A 26,285-nucleotide genomic window follows, 5' to 3' on the forward strand; every position below is an offset into this window, starting at 1 on the left:
GGCTTTCTTGAATTGGGAGCCTGGCGGTGAACTACTCTCGCATGGCGAATGCCACACTACCATCGTCGCAGCTGCGTTTCACTTCTGAGTTCGGAATGGGATCAGGTGGGTCCACAGCGCTATTGCCACCAGGCAAAAACTTGTAGGGAACACGTTTTAACGCACTGTAGTGCGGCCCGTTAGGGTCAAATCCATGGAAGAATTTGATAAAAACTGTGTTCCGATATTCGGCAATCTGATTAGTAGTTACACACGTATTCTTTCTAAAAACACCTTGGGCGTTGTATGGTTAAGCCACACGGGCAATTAGTATGAGTTAGCTTAACACATCACTGCGCTTCCACACCTCACCTATCAACGTTGTGGTCTTCAACGACCCTTTAGCAGGCTTAAAGCCTGAGGGATGACTCATCTTGTGGCCGGCTTCGCGCTTAGATGCTTTCAGCGCTTATCCGTTCCGAACGTAGCTACCGGGCAATGCCATTGGCATGACAACCCGAACACCAGCGGTTCGTTCACTCCGGTCCTCTCGTACTAGGAGCAACTCCACTCAATCATCCAACGCCCACGGCAGATAGGGACCGAACTGTCTCACGACGTTCTAAACCCAGCTCGCGTACCACTTTAAATGGCGAACAGCCATACCCTTGGGACCGACTTCAGCCCCAGGATGTGATGAGCCGACATCGAGGTGCCAAACACCGCCGTCGATATGAACTCTTGGGCGGTATCAGCCTGTTATCCCCGGAGTACCTTTTATCCGTTGAGCGATGGCCCTTCCATACAGAACCACCGGATCACTATGACCTACTTTCGTACCTGCTCGACGTGTCTGTCTCGCAGTTAAGCTGGCTTCTACCATTACACTAACCGTACGATGTCCGACCGTACTTAGCCAACCTTCGTGCTCCTCCGTTACGCTTTAGGAGGAGACCGCCCCAGTCAAACTACCCACCAGACACTGTCCGCGACCCCGATCAGGGGCCTACGTTAGAACATCAGACATACAAGGGTGGTATTTCAAGGACGGCTCCATCTGAACTAGCGTTCAAACTTCAAAGCCTCCCACCTATCCTACACATGTAGGGCCAATGTTCAGTGCCAAGCTATAGTAAAGGTTCACGGGGTCTTTCCGTCTAGCCGCGGGTACACGGCATCTTCACCGCGATTTCAATTTCACTGAGTCTCTGCTGGAGACAGCCTGGCCATCATTACACCATTCGTGCAGGTCGGAACTTACCCGACAAGGAATTTCGCTACCTTAGGACCGTTATAGTTACGGCCGCCGTTTACCGGGGCTTCGATCAAGAGCTTCGCTTGCGCTAACCCCATCAATTAACCTTCCGGCACCGGGCAGGTGTCACACCCTATACGTCCTCTTACGAGTTTGCAGAGTGCTGTGTTTTTAATAAACAGTTGCAGCCAGCTGGTCACTGCGACTCTTCGCTGCTTACGGAGCAAGTCCTTAACAGCAAAGAGCGTACCTTCTCCCGAAGTTACGGTACTATTTTGCCTAGTTCCTTCAGCAGAGTTCTCTCAAGCGCCTTGGTATGCTCTACCTGACCACCTGTGTCGGTTTCGGGTACGATCACCAATACCTGAAGCTTAGAGGTTTTTCCTGGAAGCATAGCGTCAACAACTTCGTGTCCTTAGACACTCGTCTCGTATCTCAGCCTTAAGAAACCGGATTTGCCTAGTCTCTCAGCCTACTTACTTTCACGCGGACTACCAACGCCGCGCTTGCCTAGCTTTCTCCGTCACCCCATCGCAGTATTGGTCGGTACGGGAATATTAACCCGTTTCCCATCGACTACGCTTTTCAGCCTCGCCTTAGGGGTCGACTCACCCTACCCTGATTAGCATGGGATAGGAACCCTTGGTCTTTCGGCGGGGAAGTTTTTCACTCCCCTTATCGTTACTCATGTCAGCATTCGCACTTCTGATACCTCCAGCAAACCTCCCGGTCTACCTTCAACGGCTTACAGAACGCTCCTCTACCACTTGTGCAAGCACAAGTCCGCAGCTTCGGTGAATGATTTAGCCCCGTTACATCTTCCGCGCAGGCCGACTCGACTAGTGAGCTATTACGCTTTCTTTAAAGAATGGCTGCTTCTAAGCCAACCTCCTAGCTGTCTATGCCTTCCCACATCGTTTTCCACTTAATCATTACTTTGGGACCTTAGCTGGCGGTCTGGGTTGTTTCCCTTTCCACGACGGACGTTAGCACCCGCCGTGTGTCTCCCGAGTAGTACTCATTGGTATTCGGAGTTTGCATGGGGTTGGTAAGTCGGGATGACCCCCTAGCCCAAACAGTGCTCTACCCCCAATGGTATTCGCTCGAGGCGCTACCTAAATAGCTTTCGAGGAGAACCAGATATCTCCGAGCTTGATTAGCCTTTCACTCCGATCCACAAGTCATCCCCTAATTTTTCAACATTAGTGGGTTCGGTCCTCCAGTTAGTGTTACCCAACCTTCAACCTGCTCATGGATAGATCGCCCGGTTTCGGGTCTACACCCTGCAACTATTCGCCCAGTTAAGACTCGGTTTCCCTACGGCTCCCCTATTCGGTTAACCTTGCTACAGAATGTAAGTCGCTGACCCATTATACAAAAGGTACGCAGTCACACCACGAAGGTGCTCCCACTGCTTGTACGTACACGGTTTCAGGTTCTATTTCACTCCCCTTACAGGGGTTCTTTTCGCCTTTCCCTCACGGTACTGGTTCACTATCGGTCAGTCAGGAGTATTTAGCCTTGGAGGATGGTCCCCCCATGTTCAAACAGGATGTCTCGTGTCCCGTCCTACTCGTTTTCACTATAAAGGTGTTGTCGTGTACGGGGCTATCACCCTGTATCGCTACTCTTTCCAGAGTATTCCACTAACACCAATGTAGCTTAAGGGCTACTCCGCGTTCGCTCGCCGCTACTAACGGAATCTCGGTTGATTTCTTTTCCTCGGGGTACTTAGATGTTTCAGTTCTCCCGGTTTGCCTCGTTACACTATGTATTCATGTAACGATAGTGCATAAATGCACTGGGTTTCCCCATTCGGATATCTGCGGGTCTAACGCCTCTTACCGGCTTCCCACAGCTTTTCGCAGGTTAGTACGTCCTTCATCGCCTCTGACTGCCAAGGCATCCACCGTGTACGCTTATTCACTTAACCATACAACCCCAAGATGTCTTGAAATTATACAGTGTGCTTAAGGTTCACAACGTCTTGCTGGTCTATTTTTCCCGCTGCGTTGTTGCACTTCCTCACTTGCTCAGTCATTAACCGAAGTTAACTCCTTCACGCGTTCGTTGTGCGCCTAGCAACAGTAAAAACATCCTGTGCAATATTTTGCACCTTGTTTTTTTACTACTATCAGCTTGCCAAATTGTTAAAGAGCATTTGAGATTAAACTCAAATCAAATCATTCTGTTTAGAACGCTTTGATTTGAATTTTTTTAGAGTAAATAAAGAATGGTGGAGCCAAGCGGGATCGAACCGCTGACCTCCTGCGTGCAAGGCAGGCGCTCTCCCAGCTGAGCTATGGCCCCAATAAGGATCCAATTAAGGAATTGTGTATCAGACAAGGCACTTTGATACGAAGCATACTAGTGTATGTGAGTATCGAAGTAACGCCGTATGATGCGCAATTTGGTGGGTCTGAGTAGACTCGAACTACCGACCTCACCCTTATCAGGGGTGCGCTCTAACCACCTGAGCTACAGACCCGTTTAACTGGTCTGTTTTATCTATCGCTGCGTTTCACTTCTCTCTCAGTCAGTCATTTACATTAGTAAACTCCTTCCTTCGTTCGGCGTGCGCCTTGCGCTAAATAAAACATCCTGCGTTATTTATTCTCATAAACTTCGCAATAAACTTTATTTGCTCTATCTCTACAATCAATCATCTGTGTGAACACTTACAACTTCTTCACTTTAGGTAAGGAGGTGATCCAACCGCAGGTTCCCCTACGGTTACCTTGTTACGACTTCACCCCAGTCATGAATCACAAAGTGGTAAGCGCCCTCCCGAAGGTTAAGCTACCTACTTCTTTTGCAACCCACTCCCATGGTGTGACGGGCGGTGTGTACAAGGCCCGGGAACGTATTCACCGTGGCATTCTGATCCACGATTACTAGCGATTCCTACTTCACGCAGTCGAGTTGCAGACTGCGATCCGGACTACGATATGCTTTAAGAGATCCGCTCACTGTCGCCAGCTTGCCTCCCTCTGTACATACCATTGTAGCACGTGTGTAGCCCTACTCGTAAGGGCCATGATGACTTGACGTCGTCCCCACCTTCCTCCGGTTTATCACCGGCAGTCTCCCTAGAGTTCCCACCATTACGTGCTGGCAACTAAGGATAAGGGTTGCGCTCGTTGCGGGACTTAACCCAACATTTCACAACACGAGCTGACGACAGCCATGCAGCACCTGTCTTACAGTTCCCGAAGGCACTTTCGCATCTCTGCAAAATTCTGTAGATGTCAAGAGTAGGTAAGGTTCTTCGCGTTGCGTCGAATTAAACCACATGCTCCACCGCTTGTGCGGGCCCCCGTCAATTCATTTGAGTTTTAATCTTGCGACCGTACTCCCCAGGCGGTCTACTTAGTGCGTTAGCTGCGCTACTCACGGTACAAGACCACGAACAGCTAGTAGACATCGTTTACGGCGTGGACTACCAGGGTATCTAATCCTGTTTGATCCCCACGCTTTCGCACCTCAGCGTCAGTATTGTGCCAGGGGGCCGCCTTCGCCACTGGTATTCCTCCAAATCTCTACGCATTTCACCGCTACACTTGGAATTCTACCCCCCTCTCACATACTCTAGTCTGCCAGTTTTGAATGCAATTCCCAGGTTGAGCCCGGGGCTTTCACATCCAACTTAACGAACCGCCTACGTGCGCTTTACGCCCAGTAATTCCGATTAACGCTTGCACCCTCCGTATTACCGCGGCTGCTGGCACGGAGTTAGCCGGTGCTTCTTCTGCGAGTAACGTCAAAAATAGCCGCTATTAACGCCTATCCCTTCCTCCTCGCTGAAAGTGCTTTACAACCCTAAGGCCTTCTTCACACACGCGGCATGGCTGGATCAGGCTTGCGCCCATTGTCCAATATTCCCCACTGCTGCCTCCCGTAGGAGTCTGGGCCGTGTCTCAGTCCCAGTGTGGCTGATCATCCTCTCAAACCAGCTAGGGATCGTCGCCTTGGTGAGCCATTACCCCACCAACTAGCTAATCCCATATAGGTGCATCCGATAGCATGTGGCCCGAAGGTCCCACACTTTGGTCCGTAGACATTATGCGGTATTAACAGCCGTTTCCAACTGGTATCCCCCTCTATCGGGCAGCTCCCTATACATTACTCACCCGTCCGCCGCTAGGTCCGAAAACCCCGCTCGACTTGCATGTGTTAGGCCTGCCGCCAGCGTTCAATCTGAGCCATGATCAAACTCTTCTATTAAAGTTCTTTCCGCCACCAAAGTGGCGCTCAGTCTTACTGACTTAAAACATATTTCTATGTAAGTCACTCAACCGATGTATTTCATTTTTGTGAAATCCATCATAAGTGCCCACACAGATGATTGATTGCGAATTGTTAAAGAGCGTGCTTCTGCTTAAGAAGCGGGAGGCGTATGTTACACTTCCCAGTTTTTAAGTCAAGCGTGACGATGATTCTTTATCAAAAACACTCGTCAGGCTTAACTTACTCTCTCATTTCACCGCGTTAGTTACCACCGTGAAGCGAGGGCGCCATTTTAGAGATTTAAGCCCTAGTGTCAAGCGTCTTTTTAAAAGATTTTTGACTCTATTTCTAAAACCCCTCGGAGAGTGCGCTAGCGCTGCACCCCGTGGCATGGCGCGCATTATAGGGGGTTTTAATTGTCGTGCAAGCGGTTATTTCAGAAATATGACAGTTTATGAATCGTTCGCAGAAAAAACCAACAATACGCTATAAAAGTGTACTAAAACTGGCGGTTTTTCTCTCTTTAACCATAACCGCAGCTTTAAGTCGATTTTTGCCATAACTAAAGGCTTTAAGAAATACACTATGCGCTATAGGAATATATTGGCGCTCAGACGCCGATAACCAAGGGATGTCTTCAGTGTCTGGATCATTAATATAAACAAAGTGTTCGTCAACCGCACAAACGACGACCCAATGCGGCGCTTTGCTTTTATCAAACTGCCAGGTACTTATAAGTACCACCAGCAGCGCATCGTTCTGCAACAATTGCTTTATCTTACTGATGTTAAGATCTGCGCTATGCACCGCAATATTGCTTTGTGCGACCTTCTCGCAATAAGAATCGTGTACTCGTTGTAAAATATTTTTTTTGACCTCACTACGAACCGTGTCGGTAAAAAGCACTCCTTCTTTATTAAGAAAGATTTCTACATCAAAGCCACGATGATAAGCAGCAAGAGCTAAACCGCGAGGGCCACAACCACCATGACCTGATGTCATAAAAATAGTGGTCGCTTCGCGCCAGATATCAATTTCTAAAGACGCCGGCGCGTATTGGTTCGGCTGAAAATAGTTAAACACCATAAGTAAGCAAGCTGGGCCACAAGTAAAAGGGGTGGTTTGCGCTATATAAGGTACTTGGCGCTTTACTGAGTCGGTATCAAACTGGATGATCTGCTTTTGCATACAGATAGCATCTGAGTGATCTTCGTAAAAGTCATGCTTTAGCGCAAACTCATGATAGTGTAGTTTGTGATATAGCCTAATCGCGGCAGCATTATCGTAGCGCACCTCAAGACGCAGTAATACGCAGTTCCGTTCAGCAGCAACACGTTCGGCATGTTGCATTAAAAACTCAGCAATGCCTTGCTTGCGAAAACGGGCATCTACTGCCAGAGAATACAACCGAGCTAAACTGGTGCCTCTGCGATAGATCAGTAAAAAATAGCCGGCAAGGTGGCCATCTTGTTCAGCTAGAAATAAGTCACTTCGTTTATCTTTAATAAAACGCCGAAAACTACGAACACTCACACGGTCAGTATCGAAGCAACTTTGCTCTAACGCAAATAAAGCTGGCACGTCTTCAAGTTCAGCACTTCTGATATCTAAGTCGGTCGATTTGTCGTTTAATGCCATTATTGCTTCCGTTATTGCCTTTGGCTGATTTTTAACTACGTTTAGGATAACAACAGCTTAAGAAATGAAAAGCCAACAAAAAATTTAACTTTTGTAGTACAGGTTTCTTCACTGTACAGTTTTAGACTAACACGACATGCTTTAACAAAGTACTGGGAGTAATAATGGCTAAACTAATAATCGTTGTTGATAAAGCTCAAGATTGGGCACCGTTTTATCAATACGATGGCGTAATGACGTTACCAAATTATTTAAAATGGTCGGCAACCAATAAACAACGTACTCGTGTGATTAACTTATGCCGGCAAGCTCAATATTTAGGCACTGGCTACTACTGCTCATTATTAGCTGAAGCGCGAGGCCATAACGTAATGCCATCAGTACGTGCATTTAATAAGTTTAACCGCCATGAAATTGCCGACATTGCTGATGATGTTCCGATAACGCTACTTAATCAGCTAAATAAAGCATTAATTGATGAAACCAGCACTCAACTAACGTTTAACATTTATTTTGGTGAAACCGAGCTTAAAGCATTAAAGAAAGTAGCTACTTATTTGTTTGAAGCATTTCCGGTACCAATATTAAGGGTTGAGCTGCAGAAGAAAAAAACCTGGCATGTAAAAACCTTAAAAATTGGCAGTGTGCATAAGCTGTCTGAATCAGAGCAAGGCTTGTTCGGTAATATATTAGAGCGCTACAGTCATAAAATTTGGCGGGTAGAGCCGGCCAATAAAAAGTTTAAGTATGATTTAGCGGTACTGATTGATGCTAAGGAGAAATTCCCACCCTGCACGCCTAAAGCACTAGAGCTATTTGTTAAGGCTGCTAAGCGTGCAGCTATGGATGTAGAACATATAGGTGCCAAAGATATACATCGTTTGGCTGAATTTGATGGCTTATTTATTCGTGAAACTACCGCAGTTAACCATCACACCTTTCATATGGCATTAAAAGCCGAGCGCGAAGGCTTAGCCGTGATTGACGACCCGAACTCTATTTTGCGCTGTGGTAATAAAGTGTATTTACATACCCTATTCGAGCAGCACAAGGTGCCAATGCCAGATGGCGTTATGCTGTTTAAACAGGATGATGACAGCCTGGTAAAAGCAGCAGACACTTTGGGCTTACCCTTAGTATTAAAAATACCCGATGGCAGCTTTTCGCGCGGTGTCGTTAAAGTAAAAACCTTAAGCGAACTAAAAACACAATTGTCTGCGTTGTTTGAGCAAAGCGCAATTATTCTGGCACAACGTTATACCTTTACCGAATATGATTGGCGTATTGGCGTACTTAACGGCCAAGCTATTTTTGCTTGTAAATATTTTATGGCACGTAACCACTGGCAGATATACAAACATGGTACGGCAAAAACAGAAAGTGGCGGCTTTAGTACTTGCGCAGTGGCCGACGTACCAAGTCATGTTGTGCAAGCGGCATTGCAAGCCTGTGCGCCAATTGGTGATAGCTTATATGGCGTTGACGTGAAACAAGATGGCGATAAAGTTTACGTGATTGAAGTAAACGATAACCCCAACATTGACGATGGCGTAGAAGATTTGCATTTAGGCAACAAACTATATGATCTGATCGTTAGTGATTTTATTCGTCGAATAGAATTAAAACGTTAACCGTCAACCTCAGCCAATTTTAGGCACAAAAAAACCGGCGTAAGCCGGTTAATTTGGTGCAGATGGAGAGACTCGAACTCTCACGCTTTTGGGCACAAACACCTGAAGCTTGCGTGTCTACCAATTCCACCACATCTGCGTTATGTTTCACGCTAGTGCGTTTAACATGGCGTGCAGTATAGCGATAAATAGCATCGCGTCAATAAACAAGTATTAAAATATTACGGCTTTTTTATCAAGCCTATTTCCTCCAAACGCTGCATTAAGTAATCATTTGAATTAATCGCTTGTGGATAGCGATTAGGTTGCTGTTCGTTAATACAGGTTTTTAATGTGTCGATAATGTAATCTGGATTTGGATGCATAAAAAACGGAATAGAATAACGAGGTTCACTCGCAGCTATGCCTGCAGGATTCACAACCCGATGTGTAGTCGATGGTAATAGATGATTAGTTAACCGCTGCAACATATCGCCTATGTTGACCACAATGGTGCCTTCTATAGTGGTAACAGGTAACCAGCTACCATCACGACGCAGTATTTCTAAACCTGCTTCGTTTGAACCAACTAATAGCGTTATTAGATTTATGTCTTCATGTTGTCCGGCACGAATAGACTGAGTTGCAGTGTCTTTAATTGGCGGATAGTGGATCGCGCGTAAAATAGAATTGCCATAATGCACCTTATCAGCAAAGTAGTTTTGCTGTTGCCCTAAATACAAAGCTAAAGCTTCAAGCACCGTATTACCTAACTGCTCAAGTGCCGTGTAAAGTGCATAAGTCGCCGCTTTAAAACCAGCAACCTCAGTTGGCCACACATTAGGATATAAACTCGGATGGGGTGCTGGACCGGATAGCTCTCGACCAACATGCCAAAACTCTTTTAAATCCGGATGCTTGCTGTCCTTAGCCTTCTCTACACCCACTGCAGTATAACCGCGCGCGCCGCCCTGCCCGGGGGTATGGTATTTAGCTTTAACATCAGTTGGTAAAGCAAAAAACTGTTTAATTGCTTGATATGTATTCTCTACCACAGCATCTGGAATACCGTGACCACTAATGCCACAAAATCCAAATTCAGTGTAGGCCTTGCCAATTTCGGCAACAAAGTTATCTTTGTCGGTGGCAAACCGTCTTATATCTAACGTAGGTACTTGCTGTGTCATATAAAAGACCTGTTTTTTAGCCTAAGTAAAAAAAGAACCCTGCCATAGCAGCGCTCATTAAGTTAGCTAAGGTTGCGGCAAGTAAGGCCTTTAGCCCTAGTGCGGCAATATCAGCTCGACGACTTGGCGCCATACCGCCCAAGCCGCCTAATAAAATAGCAATTGAAGAGAAGTTAGCAAAACCACACAAAGCAATAGTAACAATAACTTGTGTATGTGCGCTTAGCTGCTCTTTCACTTGCACAAAGTCGAGGTATGCGACAAATTCATTAATAACCAATTTTTGGCCAATAAAGCTACCCGCCATACGGGCTTCTTCCCATGACACACCCAAAATAAATGCTAAGGGCTGAAATACGTAACCAAAAATAACTTGCAGAGTTAAACCGTCAACACCAAACCAGCCAGCGATACCACCAATAGCACCATTAACTAAAGCAATTAAACCGATAAAAGCTAATAACATTGCACCAACGTTTAGTGCTAACTGCATACCGCTTGACGCACCGGCTGCGGCGGCATCAATTAAATTAGTATGTTGAGTATCAGTGCCGATTTCATCTAGCTCATTTTTTGGTTGCTCGGTTTCTGGCAAAATCATTTTCGCCATTAAAAACCCACCTGGCGCGGCCATAAAGCTTGCGGCAATAAGGTATTTAAGCTCAATACCTAAACCGGCATAACCCGCCAGCACCGAGCCTGCAACAGAGGCTAAGCCACCTACCATTACAGCAAATAACTCTGAACGGGTCATGGTTGGAATAAAAGGCCGTACGATTAATGGCGCTTCGGTTTGCCCAACAAAAATATTGGCTGCAGCCGACATAGATTCAGGCCGACTAGTACCTAATAGCTTTTGTAACCCACCACCAATAATGCGAATAACCCATGTCATTACGCCAATGTGATACAACACAGCAATAAGCGATGAGAAGAAAATAATAATAGTTAATACATGAACCGCAAAAATAAAGCCCTGCGATTTACGACCAATATCGCCAAATAAGAACTCAATACCCGCCGTGGCATAACTAATAATGTTAGCGACAAAATTTGAAATACTTAACAACACGTCTTGACCAAAGGGCACATACAGTACAAACGCACCAATAGCTAACTGAATAGCAAAAGCACCACCTACTGTGCGCCAGTTAATACGGCTACGGTGCGCAGAAGCAATATAAGCTACTAGCAGAAGGACAACTATGCCCACTAATCCCATCATAATTGGTGTTTCCTAATTATTATTTTTCTGCCAACAGCTGGCGTATTTTTGTTTTAATGATATCAACGGCAATTTGATTTTTTCCGCCACGTGTTACTACCAAGTCTGCATATTGCTTCGATGGTGCTATAAATTCAAAAAAGGCCGGTCGCACTGTCGTTTCATATTGCTCTGTTACAGAGCTTAAACTACGGCCTCTATCTTCTAGATCTCGCTTAATACGCCGCAACAAACAGATATCTAAAGGGGTATCCATAAAAACGGTAATATCAAACTGCGAACGTAACCTAGCATCGGTTAATAGCAATATACCTTCAACTAACACCACCTTAGCAGGTTGTACCGTTATGGTCTCTTCAGTACGGGTATGTGTTTTATAACTGTACTGCGGCATTTTAATGGCTTCGCCACTGCGCAACGCGTGCAAGTGTGACGTTAGTAGCTGATGTTCAAAGGCGGCGGGGTGATCATAGTTGGTAAGTATGCGCTGCTCAAACGATAAGTGACTTTGATCGCGGTAATACGCATCTTCAGACAAAATAGCAATACGTTCGTCGCCAAGTTCGGCCACCAATTCTTGATACACGGTTGAAGCAAAAAGGCTTTTGCCAGACGCCGAAGCACCCGCAATAGCTATAATAGTATTTTTACCCACAGAAACATTCACTTTTGCAGAAATTAGCTGGTGATTATCGCTAATTACCGGCGATTAAGGAATAAAAAAATGCCCGCTTTATGCGGGCATTTGACATAACACAGCAAGCGAAGTTATCAGAACTTGTAACTAACGCCTACTTTAACTCTCCATGTTGACTCTTCTGAATCAAAGATGCTCCAGTTGTTTGTATCTACACCACCAAATACTGGCTCATATATATAGCGACCTTGGCTATCCAAGCCAGCGAAATCTACTATTGAAGAATTTGTGAACTCTTGGCGTAACACTTTACCTTTACTGCTGTCGATCAAGTTCAGCAAATTATTAACTGTAAAGTAGATTACACCTTTATGGCCATCAGCAAACCCAGGAACTTCTTGCTGGAACTGGAAGTCAAGTGCGGATACCCATGGAGATTTTCCTGTGCCTTTTGGCGCGAAACCACCAGCATATTGATCTAAGCCGACAGCAGCAAAGTTAGCCATCAGATCATCATAAGAAATAGTGCTTTCAGGACTAAGGTTTGGATCATTTGCACCAGTTGGGATATAAGGCAAGTATGAGCTTGCACTTGCAAACGACGAAGTCTGATCTCCAAACCCGTAGTCGTTAAACATACCCATTACCCAACTAAAACTGGTGCCAGAGCGTCTCTGGAAGAACAAATTGAACTTAGAAGCATATCCACTGAAGAATTCAGTACTGTAACCAACGGTTAACTTGAAGCTGTGTTCAACTTCGTAGTCAGCAGTTCCAACTAAAGCCTCATTTCTATCACGGACTATATTGAAACGGTAGTTTGACGTCGCTGTTGAAGAAGTGCCCGGGTTACCTTCCTCAATGTCCTGATTTGTGTAAGAAGTATACACACTTAAACCACTATCCCAGTTTTTAGCTAATGATGTTGTCCAAATCCATGCTTTACCGTCAACATCTTCATTAGTTAACAATAGATCATAGTGGCCAGTTGGTGCATCAGCATCACACGGCTCATAGGTATTAACACCCGCGGCTGTTTGGCCACTGACACAGCGGGAAATATCAACCCACTGAGAATTGTCAGTCATCCATTTACGCATCACTTCAGTGTTCCAGTAAAAATCTTCACCAACACCCGGAATATCAAAACGATAGTCTACTGCTAAGCGAGCAATCCAATCAGATGGCATCTTGTAGTTTGGATCAATACTATTTGTATCACCGTCACCTGGGTACATCGCAGCTAAAATTGGTGCTGGAATATTCTTCAGGTCAGCGTTACGTATAGTAGACCGGTTAATTGAACCGTTTGGTTTAAATGTGCGGGTGAAATCTGGGTGCACATTATAAATTTCATCATATTGAGGCTGAACTAAAGAATAGCCATCATTCGAAAATGAGTTTGAAACCCAAACATTTGGTTTGCCACCTGAGAAGCGCCCTACACCGGCACGCACAGTTACATCGTCTGTAGCTGTCCACTTGAAATCAACCCGCGGTAACAAAATGTCTAACCCATCAAGGTTTTCTTGATTGCTAAAACCATAACGCTCAACATAATTTGGATTTAGCGCTGGCTTATCACTCACATTGTAACGCTCATAGCGAAGACCTAAGCCCAGCTCCATCGAGTCATTTAAATACCAGTTATCCTGCACATACAGATTTGTCATGCCCAGGCTAAAATCGGCAGCCGCATCACTAGCTACGTTAGTAAAAGCATTTTCATAAGTAAAACCACTTGCAACTCGGTTTTCAAAATCTGCAATGCTATCAAATGTCCAAGTGCCTAGAGAGTTTCGTACAAAAATATTGAATACATCTAACTTACTGTATTCGCCACCGAATTTAAGCTGGTGGTCACCAAGTAAATAAGTGAATTTTGCACCAATTTTCATATCGCTATTTTGCAACTCATTTGCATGGCGATTAGAGTCTGGACCAAAATTCAGAGTGCCGGTTCCGGTACGGACGTTGATATCACCAAACTCTCTGGTTTTCAACGCTGAAATCGATTCTACATCTTTGTAATTGAAGTAAATTTCGCTGGATAAATCAACTGTCCAGTCTGAGAACAAAGAAAAGCGATACAATTCCATATTCTGGGTATAATCGTACCAGTTTGTATCTAACTGCAGAGTGCTGTTACCGGTGCTTTGGTTGCGCAGGTTATTGCCTTCTGTCAGGTTGTATGTAAACGACGCGCGATGATCGTTATTAATGTTCCAATCCAGCTTCAACAAAAGGTTTTCATTTTCTGTGTCAGATGCTGAATTCCACTCACCGGCGTCTACACCATAAACCCGCTGAGCAATTTCTTTAATTTGATCGTACTGTTCTGAAGTAACACGGCTGTCGTTCGCAGCACCGCTGCCCGCTGGGCCATACTCAACCTGAGTTGGCTCTTTTGATTTTTCGTAGTTTAAGAAGAAAAACAGCTGATCTTTAACAATCGGGCCACCAAGAGCAAAGCTGTAAGTATCACGCTCGAAATCCAGTGGTACATCGCCGCTCACAGGATGCTTGGGAGTACCGGCCCATGAATCGCTCATTTTTTCGTAGCTAAAAGAGCCATGAAATTCATTAGTACCAGATTTAGTTACAGCATTTATACGACCACCGGAAAAACCACCTTCAGAAGCATCAAAAGGCGCAACATCAACAGAAACCTGCTCTACTGCATCTAAAGAGATAGGTGAACGCTGAGTAGGATACCCATTAGTATTCAAGCCGAAGTCATCGTTAACGCCAACACCGTCAATTGAAATACTGTTATATCGTGGATTTGAACCACCAATGCTTAATGGAGCATCAGCACCAGGCAATAAATTCACATAAGGGTTCATCCGCGCAACCTCTTTCAGGTCACGGTTAAACGTAGGCGAGTTGGTAATGTCATCAGCACTGAAATAACTGCTACTACCGTTGTTCGACGTACCAGCGATTGCGGCACCCGTAACAGCAATGCGCTCTACCTGACTGGCTTCTAATTGAGCAGTTAGACGGAAAGCCTCACCCAGAGATAAAAAAACATCATTATACGTTTTGGTACCTTCTGCACTGGTAATCGTAATAACGTAGGGACCGCCAACACGCAAACCTGAGCTAGAAAAGGCACCAGAGCTGTTTGTTGTAGCAACAGAGCGTGTTCCAGAAGGTACGTGAAGAATATCCACCCGGGCATCTTCAGCAACCTGCCCAGCGGCTGTTACCACGTTACCTCGAATAGCAGAAGATGTTTCTTGCGCTACTGCGAGATTGTTCGCACCAATAGCAAGTGTGATAGCAATAGCTAAGTGTTTAATTTTCATATCGTATTTTCACCTGGTAGTTATCGGTTTTAAATCAATTTATTTGTAGACAAACACTGTTTTCAATTTAGTAATGGATAATACTAAAAACATATTACATTTTTATTACATTGATTTGATTTAACAGAACTTTTTGCCTTCGCACTTGTCTAAGGCGATAGTGTTATAATTGTAACATAGCTGGTAAGAGTTGCGCACTGTTCAGGTGAAAAACGCTGAAAAAAACTACAGCCTCAATGTTTTCAAGCCTTTACTGGTTTTTATTGCTCAAGCGCCTTATGCTATTACGGCGTTTTATTACTAAGTTGCCCGAATGAACAAAACCTCTATTACTCTTTATTTAAGTGCGTTAATTAGCCTTGGAGCCTCGTTAAACATGAGCGCCAGTGAAGTTACCTTTGCCACTTTCAATGTTAGCATGGAAGCACAAAATTACCTGCCAAGAGGCGAAAACGGCAGTGCCGCGGTATTGGAACAATTACTACAAACCGACGAGCAACCCCAGATCCGCAATATTGCCCAGATTATTCAATTAGTACGGCCAGATGTGCTGCTACTTAATGAATTTGACTATATTGCTGATAGCGATAAAGGCATAAAAGCTTTTATTACTAACTACTTAAATAAAGATCAGGGCGATGCTAAGGCTATTAATTATCCTTATTTTTACTACAATACGGTTAATACTGGCCAACCTAGCCCTTATGATTTAGATAACGATGGTAAAGCAACGGGCACGGGGGCTGATGCCTGGGGGTTTGGTTTTTACCCTGGCCAATACGGCATGGTGTTGCTGTCTAAGTTTCCAATTGACGTCAATAACGTGCGCACATTTCAGCATTTTAAATGGCGGGACATGCCAAACTTTATGCCAACCAAAAAAGCTGATGGTAGCCCATGGTATAGTAAAGAGGCCTGGCATGAGTTTCCGCTTTCATCTAAAAGCCACTGGGATATTCCGCTAAACATCAATGGTAAAACAGTGCATGTATTAGCCAGTCACCCTACACCGCCAGTATTTGATGGCAAAGAAAACCGTAACGGTATTCGTAACCATGATGAAGTGCGTTTTTGGGTAGATTACCTAACTGCGGGCGAAAACAATTATATTTATGATGATAACGGCAACAAAGGTGGCTTAGCCAATACGGCTAGTTTTGTGCTGTTGGGCGATCAAAATTCATCAGCTGATGGTGAAGGTGATGCGTTAAATAGTGGTATTAGTGCATTGTATAACCATGCCAGAGTGAATAATCAGCTGCCACCGCAAAGTAAAGGCGGCGCAGAGCATACGCCGAATAACGCCAAGGCAGCATTTCATACTGCTGATTGGCGCATGCGGGCTGATTACGTATTACCGTCTAAAGCGGGTTTTGTCTTAAAACAAAGCGGTGTATTTTGGCCAGAAAAAGCAGATGCTTTATATCCGTTGGTAGGATCTCGTGGCGCGAGTTCAGATCATCGTTTGGTATGGGTAAAGTTAGAACTTAGCGCTGAGTAATCAGCGCTTAAGCCTGTTAACTAGATAATTAAAAACGTTTAGTTAAGTTCTGAATATGTACGGTAACCTCTTCACGGTCATGGTACAAATGCTTAGCTTGTAAACGATATTTAATACCAGCATCAATCAAACGCTGCTCCAACTGCTGAAGTATTTCGCTTACGGTTTCATAGCGTTTTTTCATTGGTAATTTAAGGTTAAAAATAGTTTCTTGGCACCAGCCATTAACTAACCAATCACCAATGCGTTCAGCTACGCGTTGTGGCTGCTCTATCATGTCGCAGACTAACCAATAAACATTATTTTTGTGTGGTTCAAATTTAAAACCATCAACCATTAAATGCCGCACCTGACCGGTTTCCATTAGCGATTCTGCCATAGGGCCGTTATCTATCGCTGTTACCATCATGCTGCGTTTTACTAGCTGGTAAGTCCAACCGCCTGGGCTTGCCCCTAAATCTACCGCTCGCATACCGCCAGAAAGACGCTGATCCCACTCTTGCTTAGGTATAAACTGTAAGAAAGCTTCTTCTAATTTTAATGTGCTGCGGCTAGGTGCTTCATTGGGAAATTTAAGCCGCATAATGCCATTTTCTAATGGGCTATTATTTTCAGAGTACGATAACGCCACATAACCTTGCTGCCCTGTTAATAAAAACACATGCAACACAGGCGCACGCTTTTGCTCCTTAGGCAATAAAACACCCGCTTTTCGCAGTGCTTGGCGCAGAGGTACCGTTAATTTACGCGCTAATGTAGAAAGGGTTTTCCCGTCGTTGGTCTCTGGATACTCTACCCTTATTTCACCACAACCACTTAGCTCGGCGGCGAGCACGGCTTCAAGTATCGGAGCAATACGATCTGCAGCAGGTAGCTCTAATAGCTCAGCCTGCAGTAAGCTCCATTGGCGAATAAAAATAAATTGCTCGAAGTCATAATCACGATAAAACTCAGCCAGGCTGTTAGCGTCATAAGCTTCAAAAATAACAAAAGCACTATCGCTGGTTAGCTTGCAGTAACCAAAAACATTGTGTAAACCGGCCTTGTCTTGAATTTCCGCTGCACACTCTTTTTCAAAACCGGCGCGACAATATAGTAACAGTTGTCTCATATTAACTCCGCCGCCAAGCCGTTACCGCAAGTAGCAGCCAGGCAGCTATAAGTAACTGGCCGCCTATAGGCGCCAGCTGCGAATAATAAAACGGCAAGGCAAATACCCCTGCCAGTATAGTCCAAACAAAACACCACAAACCTAGGTGCCATAAAAGCGCCACCAGTTTGGTTAGCTTAGCTTCACTACGTTGCTGGGCTAACACCAACAACGCTAGGGTATGAAATGCGAGTAATGCTAGCGCGCTAACAACACGCGCCGCACTTTGCTCGGTTAAACTGGCCTGCCACAAATGCATTAACAAGGCACTTAAACCAACAACAGACGCACCATAAAGCGCAGTTACACTATTATTTATTTGCCAAAAGTATTTCATCAATTTCCCTGCTACAAAATTGCGCGGCTTGAATAATTAACTGCATGTGGGTGGTACCGCTTTTTACTCTAGGTTTTAAATCATGGTCGCCATCAGTTAACCAATAGATCTCAACATAGTCCCAGTGTTTATCAAGTAATTCGCACGCACTACCAAACACATCGCGCTCGCCTTGGGCAATAAATAATGGGCAGCTTAATCTGGCAAAGTGCTCGGTGCGCCAGCTGTCTTTTTTCGGTGCATGAAACGGATAACCAAAGGCAAATACGCCCTGCACTTTCGCTTGCGCCGTTAGCATACTTGCCACCCGACCGCCCATCGATTTACCGCCAATAAACAGTGGTAAATCATTATTAACCTTCGCTAGTTGTGCAACATACTGCTGCTGCAACGCAGGTAACTTTTCTGGCAAACTACGTTTACCACTATCAAGCATGCGCTGCATATAGGCAAAATTAAAACGCCAAACTTCAATACCCCGTAATGCCAACTGTTCAGCCAGTAGCTGCATAAAATCACTATTCGCTGCCGCGCCTGCGCCGTGTGCTAACAATAAACGCGCTTTAGGTTGCACTGCGTTGTTGATAATAATCTCAGTCAAGCACCACCGCATTAGTAAACTGTTGCTCAGCAAACTCCGCTTGCTCAGCTTCTACCATAGCCACCATCCACTGGCGAAATGCAGTAATTTTACCCAGTTCGGTTTGGCTTTCTCGGCAAACAAGATAATAGGCATCTTTTGAAATTAACACATGGTTAAACGGCACAATTAATCGGCCAGAATTAATATCTGGCCTAGCTAATACGTTATGCGCCAGTGCTACGCCTTGGCCATGAATAGCCGCTTGCAACACCATAGACGAGTGGCTAAAAATAGGCCCTTGGTTAACGTTAAAATGCTTATAGTTTTGCGTTGTAAACCACGCCTTCCAAGCTCGGCGCGAGCCATCATGTAATAAATTATGATGCTGCAAGTCAGTTGGCTCAGACAGCGGTTTACTGCTATTTAACAGCAATGGCGAACATACTGGCAACAAGTACTCTGTATGCAGTTTATCGGCATGTAAATTACGCCATGTTCCGCGGCCGTAATAAATTGCCACGTCAACATCATCGGTAAGCGAACCTTCGTCAAGATCAACCGCCTTAATTCGCACGTCGATATCAGGGCGTTGCTCGCTAAATAAGTTAAGCCGTGGTACTAGCCACTGAATAGCAAAACTCGGCTGTAAACTTACGGTTAAAGAGCCTTTTGCACCACGAGCAAGTAGCTTTTCAGTTGATTCATGTAGCTGTAAAAATATTTCTTTAATATCAAGAAAGTAGCTTTGGCCTTCTTCGGTTAATAATAATGAGCGATTTTTTCGCATAAAAAGTTTCAGGCCAAGATGATCTTCCAGCGCTTTAATTTGATGACTAATAGCAGCTTGCGTAACATACATTTCTTCAGCAGCTTTAGTAAAACTTAAATGCCGCGCGGCAGTTTCAAACGCTTTTAATGCATTAAGCGGGGGCAGACGACGTGCCATAACATCTCATTAGTTATTAAATTTTCTAATCTGAACTATAGACTGACATTAGCAGTTAGCCAGCATAGTATTAAGCTGCTACTACTTTTCTACTGGCTTATAACCTTCAATTTCAACCTCTTCGCCTTTAAATAGAAAAGCTTCCATTTGGCTTTCTAAAAATTGGCGATGCTCTGGATTCATCATGTTTAGTTTTTTTTCATTAATCAGCATTATTTGCTTTGCTTGCCAAAGTGCAAAAGCCTCCTTGCTAATAGAGTTGAAAATTTTCTTGCCAAGATCACCGGGATATAACTGAAAATCTAATCCTGACGCGTCTTTTTTTAAATATTCACAAAATACGGTACGGCTCATAGTTAATTATCCTTTTGCTGCGAGTTTAACGCTATCAATTGTTGAAACAGCTGCTTTGCCGGTGCCGACAAACCAACCTCAGGAATGGCATCTATTGTAAACCAAGTTGGCGCCGATTGCTCCTGTACTGCAGTGGGCTTACTACTCAGTTTTATCAGTAACGGCTGGATCCACAGATGAAAATGACTAAACGTATGGCGAAAACCTGCTAACTCGTGGCTATGTTCTAATTGTAAGCCTTGTTGCAATATAAAGTGCGCACGTTCAGCACCTGAGCTAAATTCAAGAAAGCCAAATAAACCTCCCCACAGGCCAGATGCTGCACGTTGCAGTAATTGAACGCTATTATCATGTTGCACTAATAACCAAAAACTCTGTTTTTCTGGTAGCGTTTTTTTGGCTTTTTTACCTGGATATTGTGTTTGTTCACCAGTTAATGCTGCAGCGCAGCGCAACTTCAGCGGGCACGCCGCACAGTTTGGCTTACTGCGGCTACATAGGCTAGCGCCTAAATCCATCATCGCTTGATTAAACTCAGTCACATTTTGCTGTGGTGTAACTTGTTCAGCCAATTGCCACAGTTGTTGCTCTACCGCTTTTTGCCCAGGCCAACCCGCTACAGCTGAAAACCGCGCCAATACGCGCTTACAGTTGCCATCTAAGATAGCAAAATGCTGACCAAGCGCTAACGACAATATAGCGCCTGCAGTTGATCGCCCAATACCCGGCAGGGCCAAAACCTGAGTAAAATCTGTCGGGAATTCGCCCTGATAATCAGTAACAATTTGTTGGGCGGCCTTATGTAAATTTCGCGCTCTAGCGTAATAACCAAGGCCAGTCCACAAGTGTAATACGTCATCTAACGGTGCAGCGGCTAAGGTACGAATATCAGGAAACTGACTGATAAAGCGCTCAAAGTAAGGAATAACGGTGGCAACTTGTGTTTGTTGCAACATCACTTCACTTAACCAGGTTTTATAAGGGCTTTTATCTAACTGCCATGGCAAAGTTTTACGTCCATGCTGCTGATACCAGCTAACCAACTGATTTGAAAACCAAACTGAGTCCTGTTGCTGCAACGTAATTAGCCTATTATTGAACATTGCGCGCAGTATAAGCAGCATAGAATTGCTTGCCAACCATAATCGCAGTTGAGCAAAGCTCGCAATACAAGGATAATGCCGGCCATTGATGATTATGCGGAGCAACACATGACAGATAGTACCCAGCAGCAAGACGAAAAGGCGGACAGCAATACCTATATGCGAAAGATCCGCTCTTTTGTATTGCGCGAAGGCCGCTTAACTAAGGGCCAACAACATGCGCTGGATACCTACTGGGCAGATTACGGTTTAGCTTATCAACCACAAGCGTTAGCACTAGACGACGTGTTTGGTCGCAGTAGTGAAAAGGTGCTAGAAATTGGCTTTGGTATGGGTAAGTCTTTAGTGCAAATGGCTAAAGCCGCACCAGAAAAAGATTTTATTGGTATTGAAGTACACCGCCCAGGCGTAGGTGCTTGTTTATCAGAGGCGGTAAACGAGCAGGTAAAAAACCTAAAAGTATTTGAACACGATGCGGTTGAAGTTTTAGCTAACACTATTGCCGACAATAGCCTAGATACCGTGCAACTGTTTTTTCCAGATCCTTGGCACAAAAAGCGTCATCATAAAAGACGTATTGTGCAAAGTGAATTTGTACAATTATTGCGTAAAAAGCTAAAACCAAACGGTGTTTTTCATATGGCCACAGATTGGCAAAACTATGCTGAACACATGCTTGAAGTAATGCGGACTGCTGAAGGCTTCAGCAATTTATCTAACGATAATACCTATGTAGCACGGCCAGAACATCGGCCACTAACAAAATTTGAGCAACGTGGTCAGCGTCTTGGTCATGGTGTGTGGGATTTGATGTTTAAGAAGGAAAGCTAGATGCTAACCACCGCCAGCCAGCTGGTTTTACGCAATATAAATGATTTAAGCGGTAAGGTGTTACTCGTTGAGCCTATGGCAGATAATTTGGCCACTGAATTACTGCATAAGTCAGATACGCTAACCCTCAGTTGCTATAGCACCGATGCGGCAGTAGCAACTTGCTGGGCTCATCCAGAGGTTAGTTTGTATACCGAAGTAAGCCCCAAGTTTAATACTACTTTTGACTCTATAGTGCTGTTTTATCCCAAAAGTAAAGAGCAACTAGCCTATACGCTTGCTCAGTTAAAAGCGGCAATTACTGGCAAAACCGAAGTTTTTGTTACCGGTGACAATAAAGGCGGCATTAAAAGCCTAAGCAGCCATGCAGAAAAACTAGGACTAAATGCCAACAAACTTGATAACGCAAAACACTGCTTATGGTTTTCCTTAAGTGGTAACTTTCAGCAAGTAACCACGACTAACGCAATAAGCTTTAAAGTTGACGCCGCAGGTGAACAGTTAGTAATACACTCATTACCGGGCGTATTTAACCATGGCAAATTAGATATAGGCACGGCCTTATTACTCGATAACCTACCTAAAATGACCAGCGGCAAGGTACTTGACTTCGCCTGTGGCTGTGGCGTAGTGGGTGCCATGTTAAAGCGTAAGCATCCACAAATTGAGTTGTTTTGTTCTGATATCAGCACCTTAGCAGTTAAAGCCACCGAGCTAACCCTAGCCGCCAATAATTTAACTGGCACTGTTGTTGCGGCAGATGGTTTACCTGCCATACCCAAACAGTTTGACTATATTGTTAGTAATCCGCCGTTTCACACTGGCATTAAAACCGACTACAGTATTGTAGAAACCTTTATAGCGCAAAGTGCAGCACGTTTAAGCGGTAATGGCAGTCTTACACTGGTGGCTAATAATCATTTGGCCTATATGGAATTGCTACAACAATCATTTAAACAAGTAGTGGTTAAAGCAAAAGCCAACGGCTTTACTATTTATCAGGCTAGTCAGAAAAGCTAAGGAAGTAACGTGTATAAACTTGCAGCCGTGTTGTTAGTGTGTTTTTTAAGCTCAGCAAACGCGGCTGATAGTTTAGTTTGCGTACAAAATCCTAAGCGCGTAAAAGCGTGTCCGCACTTGGTATATCGGTTGGCGCAACTGCCCGACATGCCCAAACCAGCAGTAATATGTATATGCGTTAGCGATTTTAACGAACTGCTGATTATACCGAAAACTGAGCAAGAACAAATGCGTTTAAATATGAACAAACGGCAGATGCAGGTTGTTTATGGCAATAAGCTTGAGCCAGTGTTGAATATCTTACAGCGGCGCAATTAATCCGCTAACAATACCAAACGCGCACTAAAACTCCCCAAACTCTCTATTTGCTGCGTCAGTAATATTGGCACCAAAAACAACTCCCCTTGCTCAACCCAGTAAATAGCATTTTGTTCAAACTGCTTACCTAGTTTAATTGCCATAGCTTTGTCACACAGCACAATCCAGCTTTTCTCTTTAAAACTAAAATCGGGCGCACTGCCAATAACAGAACGATAAGGCAAGCGCTGCTGGTTAAGGCAAGCTTCAAGTTCTTTATCTCGACGTAAATTTAAATAAGGATGCTCAGTAATTCCACCGGGGTTTTGCGCGCTAATAATCGCAAAATCAATGTTACAACTTAGCGTTTGATGGCAAAGAAAAACACTCGTTTTATAATGTTCCCACAGACTCATAATTGGTCCTAGTACTAACAAGTGTTTCAACTATAAACCGCTTTACTAATTTTTCCAGTGCTGTTTGCTAAATTTCATTAATGTGCATAACATCAGTACTAATCGCTAGCATCAGATGCTAGTCAAATTGGCTGAGATAACTAAATGATTGCAATAGATAAAACCACTTCAATTAAAAGTGCACTGATCTGGGTGATTATGCTTATCTGCAGCCTAACCTTATGTTTAGCAATGATCATATCCACAACACAAGATGTTAAGTTGCAACGTAAAAAATTAGTGGCACAGCTGCAAGGTTATATTAGCATTATTACATTTAACGCCAGAAACAGTATTTTACGAGCGGACACAGACACAGAGGATCATCGCCTTAAATCATTTAAAGCAGTAGATATTCTGCACAACATCCATATTTATAGTAAAGATTTAGAGTCCGACCAACTACGTTTTTTTGCTAGTTATAATCGAGATGGTGTAGGCCCGTTTCCGGTACAATTTAATAGAGTACAACAATTTCTTACGCCCTCTATCAGTAACAACTATGTCGAATTAAGTAAAGCCATCATAAATGACGATAAAATTATTGGCTATGTCTATATCAGAGCCAGTCAGGATGAGTTAAATGACTATATTCAAACTCGTGTTTTACTGGATATACTTATTGCGCTTTGTGCACTGCTTAGTGCTTTTTTTATCAGCTCTCGGTTACAACGTCGCTTCACCAAACCGATCGAAACCTTACTGCAGGTGATGAAAAAAGTATCTAAAGAAAAAGACTATCAAATGCGCGCGCCCAAAGTCTTTATTTATGAATATAATTTACTTAGCCGCGCATTTAACATCATGTTAGACCGCTTTGAACAACAAATTAGTAAACTACAACAAGCAGAGCAAGAAAATAAGCAATTAACCCAAAGCTTAGAGCAAAAAATTACCTTACGTACCGACGCACTTAAAACATCAAACCAAGAGTTGCTTAATACACTAGCCACCTTACATCAGTATCAAAGCCAGATTGTCGAAACTGAAAAAATGGCCAGCTTAGGTCAGATGGTCGCTGGCGTCGCACACGAGGTAAACACGCCGATTGGTTTAGGGGTTACTGCATCAACCTTGCTGCAAGACAAACTAACCGATGTTCAAACAGCGTTTGAAGACAAAAAGCTCACATCATCGCAATTAGCTAAATTTTTAGCAGATAGTAAAGAAAATTTAGCCATTATTTATCGCAACTTAGAGCGTGCGGCTAGCTTAATTTCCAGCTTTAAACAGGTTGCTGTCGATCAATCTAACCAAAACCGACGCCAGTTTAATATGCTGCAATTAATTAACGAGGTGCTGCTTTCACTTAAGCCTAACCTGAAAAAAACTCAGCATCAGGTTGTGGTTAACTGTGCCGCAGAGCTAGTAATAGACAGCAAGCCAGGACCCATTAATCAAATTCTTATAAATTTAATAATGAACAGCCTGATTCATGCTTTTGACAATATTGAACAAGGTGAAATAAACATTGATATAACAGTTACTAACAACAACTGCCAGCTGGTGTATTCTGACAATGGCGTAGGTGTACCAGAATCTATTAAAAAACGTATATTCGACCCCTTTGTTACCACTAAACGCGGGGAAGGCGGCAGTGGCTTAGGTCTACATTTAGTGTACAACCTAGTAACGCAAGCGCTCAACGGTAAAGTTAATATTGAAAGTACTTTAGGCCATGGAATTAGAATTCAAATCGACTTTCCTGTAATTGTTAAAACAAAATAAAACCTACAAATCAGTGCCTTAATTAAATCAATTTTTAATGAAGCTCAAACCCTAATGTTATAAAACGCCAATTGTTAACAAAAAACTTGTTAACAATTGGACCTATGGTTATAATCGTTCATTATTTGACAATTCGACGTCATCTATAAAACAGTAATATGTTATTTAATTAACAAAATTAACATAAGGTTTAACTCCAATGCAAACACCTGTGATTCTTATCGTTGAAGACGAAGAAGTGACCCGTTTAAACCTTGTTAGCCTGTTTCAAGGCGAAGGCTACGATGTCATTGAAGCTGTAAATGGCGAAGAAATGAATCAAAAACTTACCGAAAACAAGGTAAATCTGGTCGTGATGGATATTAACCTGCCAGGCAAAAATGGTTTAATTTTGGCGAGGGAGTTACGCCAAAAAGAGAACATTGCTTTAATTTTCCTGACGGGTCGCGACAGTGAAGTAGATCGCATTTTAGGTTTAGAAATTGGCGCAGATGATTATCTAACCAAACCATTTAACCCACGTGAATTAACTATTCGTGCCCGCAACCTGTTAAGCCGCACTGTGGCACAGCCTGTGGTGGAAGATCACAAGAGTATAGTTAAGTTTAACGGTTGGACGCTGGATGAAAATAGCCGCAATTTAACCTCACCTAAAGGCGTCGCTCGTCGTTTGCCTAAAGGCGAATATCGCGCCTTGCGTTTAATGTTAGACACACCGGGTAAAATCTTTACGCGTGAGCAATTAATTCGTCATATGACTGGCCGTGATTTACGCCCAAATGACCGTACGGTTGACGTTACTATCCGCCGTATCCGTAAGCATTTCGAGTCTGATGTTGAAAGCCCAGAGTTAATTAGCACCATTCACGGCGAAGGCTACCGTTTTGTTGGTAAGCTAGAAAAGTAAACCT

General features: G+C 43.8%; 19 protein-coding genes, 3 tRNA genes and 3 rRNA genes. 7 read left to right on the forward strand and 18 right to left on the reverse strand.

From position 1 onward, the window contains the following. Positions 1-18: 18 nt before the first annotated feature. The 6 genes from rrf to E0Z06_RS10880 form a co-directional block, all read right to left on the reverse strand. Positions 19-133: ribosomal RNA gene (rrf, locus tag E0Z06_RS10855) — 5S ribosomal RNA — on the reverse strand. A 152-nt stretch (positions 134-285) separates the two neighbouring features. Beyond that, a 23S ribosomal RNA gene (locus tag E0Z06_RS10860) occupies positions 286-3,167 on the reverse strand. A 301-nt stretch (positions 3,168-3,468) separates the two neighbouring features. Further along, positions 3,469-3,544, reverse strand: a tRNA-Ala gene (locus E0Z06_RS10865). Between the two features lie 101 nt (positions 3,545-3,645). Further along, positions 3,646-3,722 (reverse strand) — tRNA-Ile (locus E0Z06_RS10870). Between the two features lie 211 nt (positions 3,723-3,933). Continuing rightward, positions 3,934-5,458 (reverse strand): 16S ribosomal RNA (locus E0Z06_RS10875). The 16S, 23S and 5S rRNA genes sit together here with 2 tRNA genes alongside, the layout of an rRNA operon. A gap of 489 nt (positions 5,459-5,947) precedes the next feature. Next, a complete protein-coding gene (locus E0Z06_RS10880; RefSeq protein WP_132584597.1) occupies positions 5,948-7,099 on the reverse strand; it encodes a peptidase C39 family protein in 1,152 nt (383 codons plus the stop codon). 164 nt (positions 7,100-7,263) lie between these two features. Between E0Z06_RS10880 and E0Z06_RS10885 the strand changes: the two genes are divergently transcribed. After that, positions 7,264-8,730, forward strand: coding sequence for a RimK family protein (locus E0Z06_RS10885; RefSeq protein ID WP_132584599.1), 1,467 nt, complete (start codon positions 7,264-7,266; stop codon positions 8,728-8,730). 54 nt (positions 8,731-8,784) lie between these two features. Here E0Z06_RS10885 and E0Z06_RS10890 read toward each other — a convergent pair. From E0Z06_RS10890 to E0Z06_RS10910, 5 genes are all read right to left on the reverse strand, one after another. Continuing rightward, positions 8,785-8,869 (reverse strand) — tRNA-Leu (locus E0Z06_RS10890). 82 nt (positions 8,870-8,951) lie between these two features. Further along, entirely contained in the window at positions 8,952-9,896 is a 945-nt protein-coding gene (locus E0Z06_RS10895; protein WP_132584601.1) for a 2-oxoglutarate and iron-dependent oxygenase domain-containing protein, read from the reverse strand. A gap of 16 nt (positions 9,897-9,912) precedes the next feature. Next, positions 9,913-11,121, reverse strand: a complete 1,209-nt coding sequence (locus E0Z06_RS10900; protein WP_132584603.1) for a NupC/NupG family nucleoside CNT transporter — start codon at positions 11,119-11,121, stop codon at positions 9,913-9,915. 19 nt (positions 11,122-11,140) lie between these two features. Further along, positions 11,141-11,776: a uridine kinase gene (gene udk / locus E0Z06_RS10905; RefSeq protein WP_132584605.1), complete on the reverse strand. Its 636-nt coding sequence runs from the start codon at positions 11,774-11,776 to the stop codon at positions 11,141-11,143. A 116-nt stretch (positions 11,777-11,892) separates the two neighbouring features. Beyond that, positions 11,893-15,069 (reverse strand): TonB-dependent receptor, encoded by a 3,177-nt coding sequence (locus tag E0Z06_RS10910; RefSeq protein WP_132584607.1) that lies wholly within the window; start codon positions 15,067-15,069, stop codon positions 11,893-11,895. A gap of 313 nt (positions 15,070-15,382) precedes the next feature. Here E0Z06_RS10910 and E0Z06_RS10915 point away from each other — a divergent pair, with 313 nt between their 5' ends. Continuing rightward, on the forward strand, positions 15,383-16,570 hold the full coding sequence (locus E0Z06_RS10915) for an endonuclease/exonuclease/phosphatase family protein (protein WP_243695495.1): 1,188 nt from the start codon (positions 15,383-15,385) through the stop codon (positions 16,568-16,570). 28 nt (positions 16,571-16,598) lie between these two features. Here E0Z06_RS10915 and rlmM read toward each other — a convergent pair whose 3' ends face one another. The 6 genes from rlmM to mutY all read right to left on the reverse strand — a co-directional run bounded on the left by rlmM (position 16,599) and on the right by mutY (position 21,064). Further along, entirely contained in the window at positions 16,599-17,681 is a 1,083-nt protein-coding gene (gene rlmM / locus E0Z06_RS10920) for a 23S rRNA (cytidine(2498)-2'-O)-methyltransferase RlmM (protein ID WP_132584609.1), read from the reverse strand. A gap of 1 nt (position 17,682) precedes the next feature. After that, complete coding sequence (locus E0Z06_RS10925; RefSeq protein WP_132584611.1) at positions 17,683-18,057, reverse strand: hypothetical protein; 375 nt, start codon at positions 18,055-18,057, stop codon at positions 17,683-17,685. Beyond that, on the reverse strand, positions 18,032-18,658 hold the full coding sequence (locus E0Z06_RS10930) for an alpha/beta family hydrolase (RefSeq protein ID WP_243695496.1): 627 nt from the start codon (positions 18,656-18,658) through the stop codon (positions 18,032-18,034). Before E0Z06_RS10930 ends, E0Z06_RS10925 begins: the two co-directional genes overlap by 26 nt. Continuing rightward, positions 18,651-19,586, reverse strand: coding sequence for a transcriptional regulator GcvA (locus E0Z06_RS10935; protein ID WP_132584613.1), 936 nt, complete (start codon positions 19,584-19,586; stop codon positions 18,651-18,653). The genes E0Z06_RS10930 and E0Z06_RS10935 overlap by 8 nt, the downstream gene beginning before the upstream one ends. 81 nt (positions 19,587-19,667) lie before the next feature. Next, positions 19,668-19,940: an oxidative damage protection protein gene (locus E0Z06_RS10940; protein ID WP_132584615.1), complete on the reverse strand. Its 273-nt coding sequence runs from the start codon at positions 19,938-19,940 to the stop codon at positions 19,668-19,670. 2 nt (positions 19,941-19,942) lie between these two features. Then, a complete protein-coding gene (mutY, locus tag E0Z06_RS10945; RefSeq protein WP_243695497.1) occupies positions 19,943-21,064 on the reverse strand; it encodes an A/G-specific adenine glycosylase in 1,122 nt (373 codons plus the stop codon). 87 nt (positions 21,065-21,151) lie between these two features. On the opposite strand from mutY, the gene trmB reads away from it, so the two are divergent. Genes trmB through E0Z06_RS10960 form a run of 3 tightly spaced genes read left to right on the forward strand, consistent with a single transcriptional unit; the run spans position 21,152 to position 23,212 of the window. Then, positions 21,152-21,874 carry a tRNA (guanosine(46)-N7)-methyltransferase TrmB gene (gene trmB / locus E0Z06_RS10950; protein ID WP_132584617.1) on the forward strand — a complete coding sequence of 241 codons (723 nt, stop codon included), beginning with the start codon at positions 21,152-21,154 and terminating at the stop codon, positions 21,872-21,874. Then, complete coding sequence (locus E0Z06_RS10955; RefSeq protein WP_132584619.1) at positions 21,875-22,894, forward strand: class I SAM-dependent methyltransferase; 1,020 nt, start codon at positions 21,875-21,877, stop codon at positions 22,892-22,894. A 9-nt stretch (positions 22,895-22,903) separates the two neighbouring features. After that, positions 22,904-23,212, forward strand: coding sequence for a hypothetical protein (locus tag E0Z06_RS10960; RefSeq protein ID WP_132584620.1), 309 nt, complete (start codon positions 22,904-22,906; stop codon positions 23,210-23,212). Here E0Z06_RS10960 and E0Z06_RS10965 read toward each other — a convergent pair. Beyond that, positions 23,209-23,607: a DUF3293 domain-containing protein gene (locus tag E0Z06_RS10965; RefSeq protein WP_132584622.1), complete on the reverse strand. Its 399-nt coding sequence runs from the start codon at positions 23,605-23,607 to the stop codon at positions 23,209-23,211. The two genes, E0Z06_RS10960 and E0Z06_RS10965, sit on opposite strands and share 4 nt — an antisense overlap. Positions 23,608-23,751: 144 nt before the next feature. Between E0Z06_RS10965 and E0Z06_RS10970 the strand changes: the two genes are divergently transcribed. Continuing rightward, the gene (locus tag E0Z06_RS10970; RefSeq protein WP_132584624.1) at positions 23,752-25,374 is read left to right on the forward strand and encodes an ATP-binding protein; all 1,623 of its coding nucleotides are present in this window, start codon (positions 23,752-23,754) and stop codon (positions 25,372-25,374) included. 199 nt (positions 25,375-25,573) lie between these two features. Next, complete coding sequence (gene arcA / locus E0Z06_RS10975) at positions 25,574-26,281, forward strand: two-component system response regulator ArcA (protein WP_132584626.1); 708 nt, start codon at positions 25,574-25,576, stop codon at positions 26,279-26,281. Positions 26,282-26,285: the final 4 nt, after the last annotated feature.

It is taken from the genome of Rheinheimera sp. D18, assembly GCF_004345025.1.
Lineage (GTDB): Bacteria > Pseudomonadota > Gammaproteobacteria > Enterobacterales > Alteromonadaceae > Alishewanella > Alishewanella metallidurans.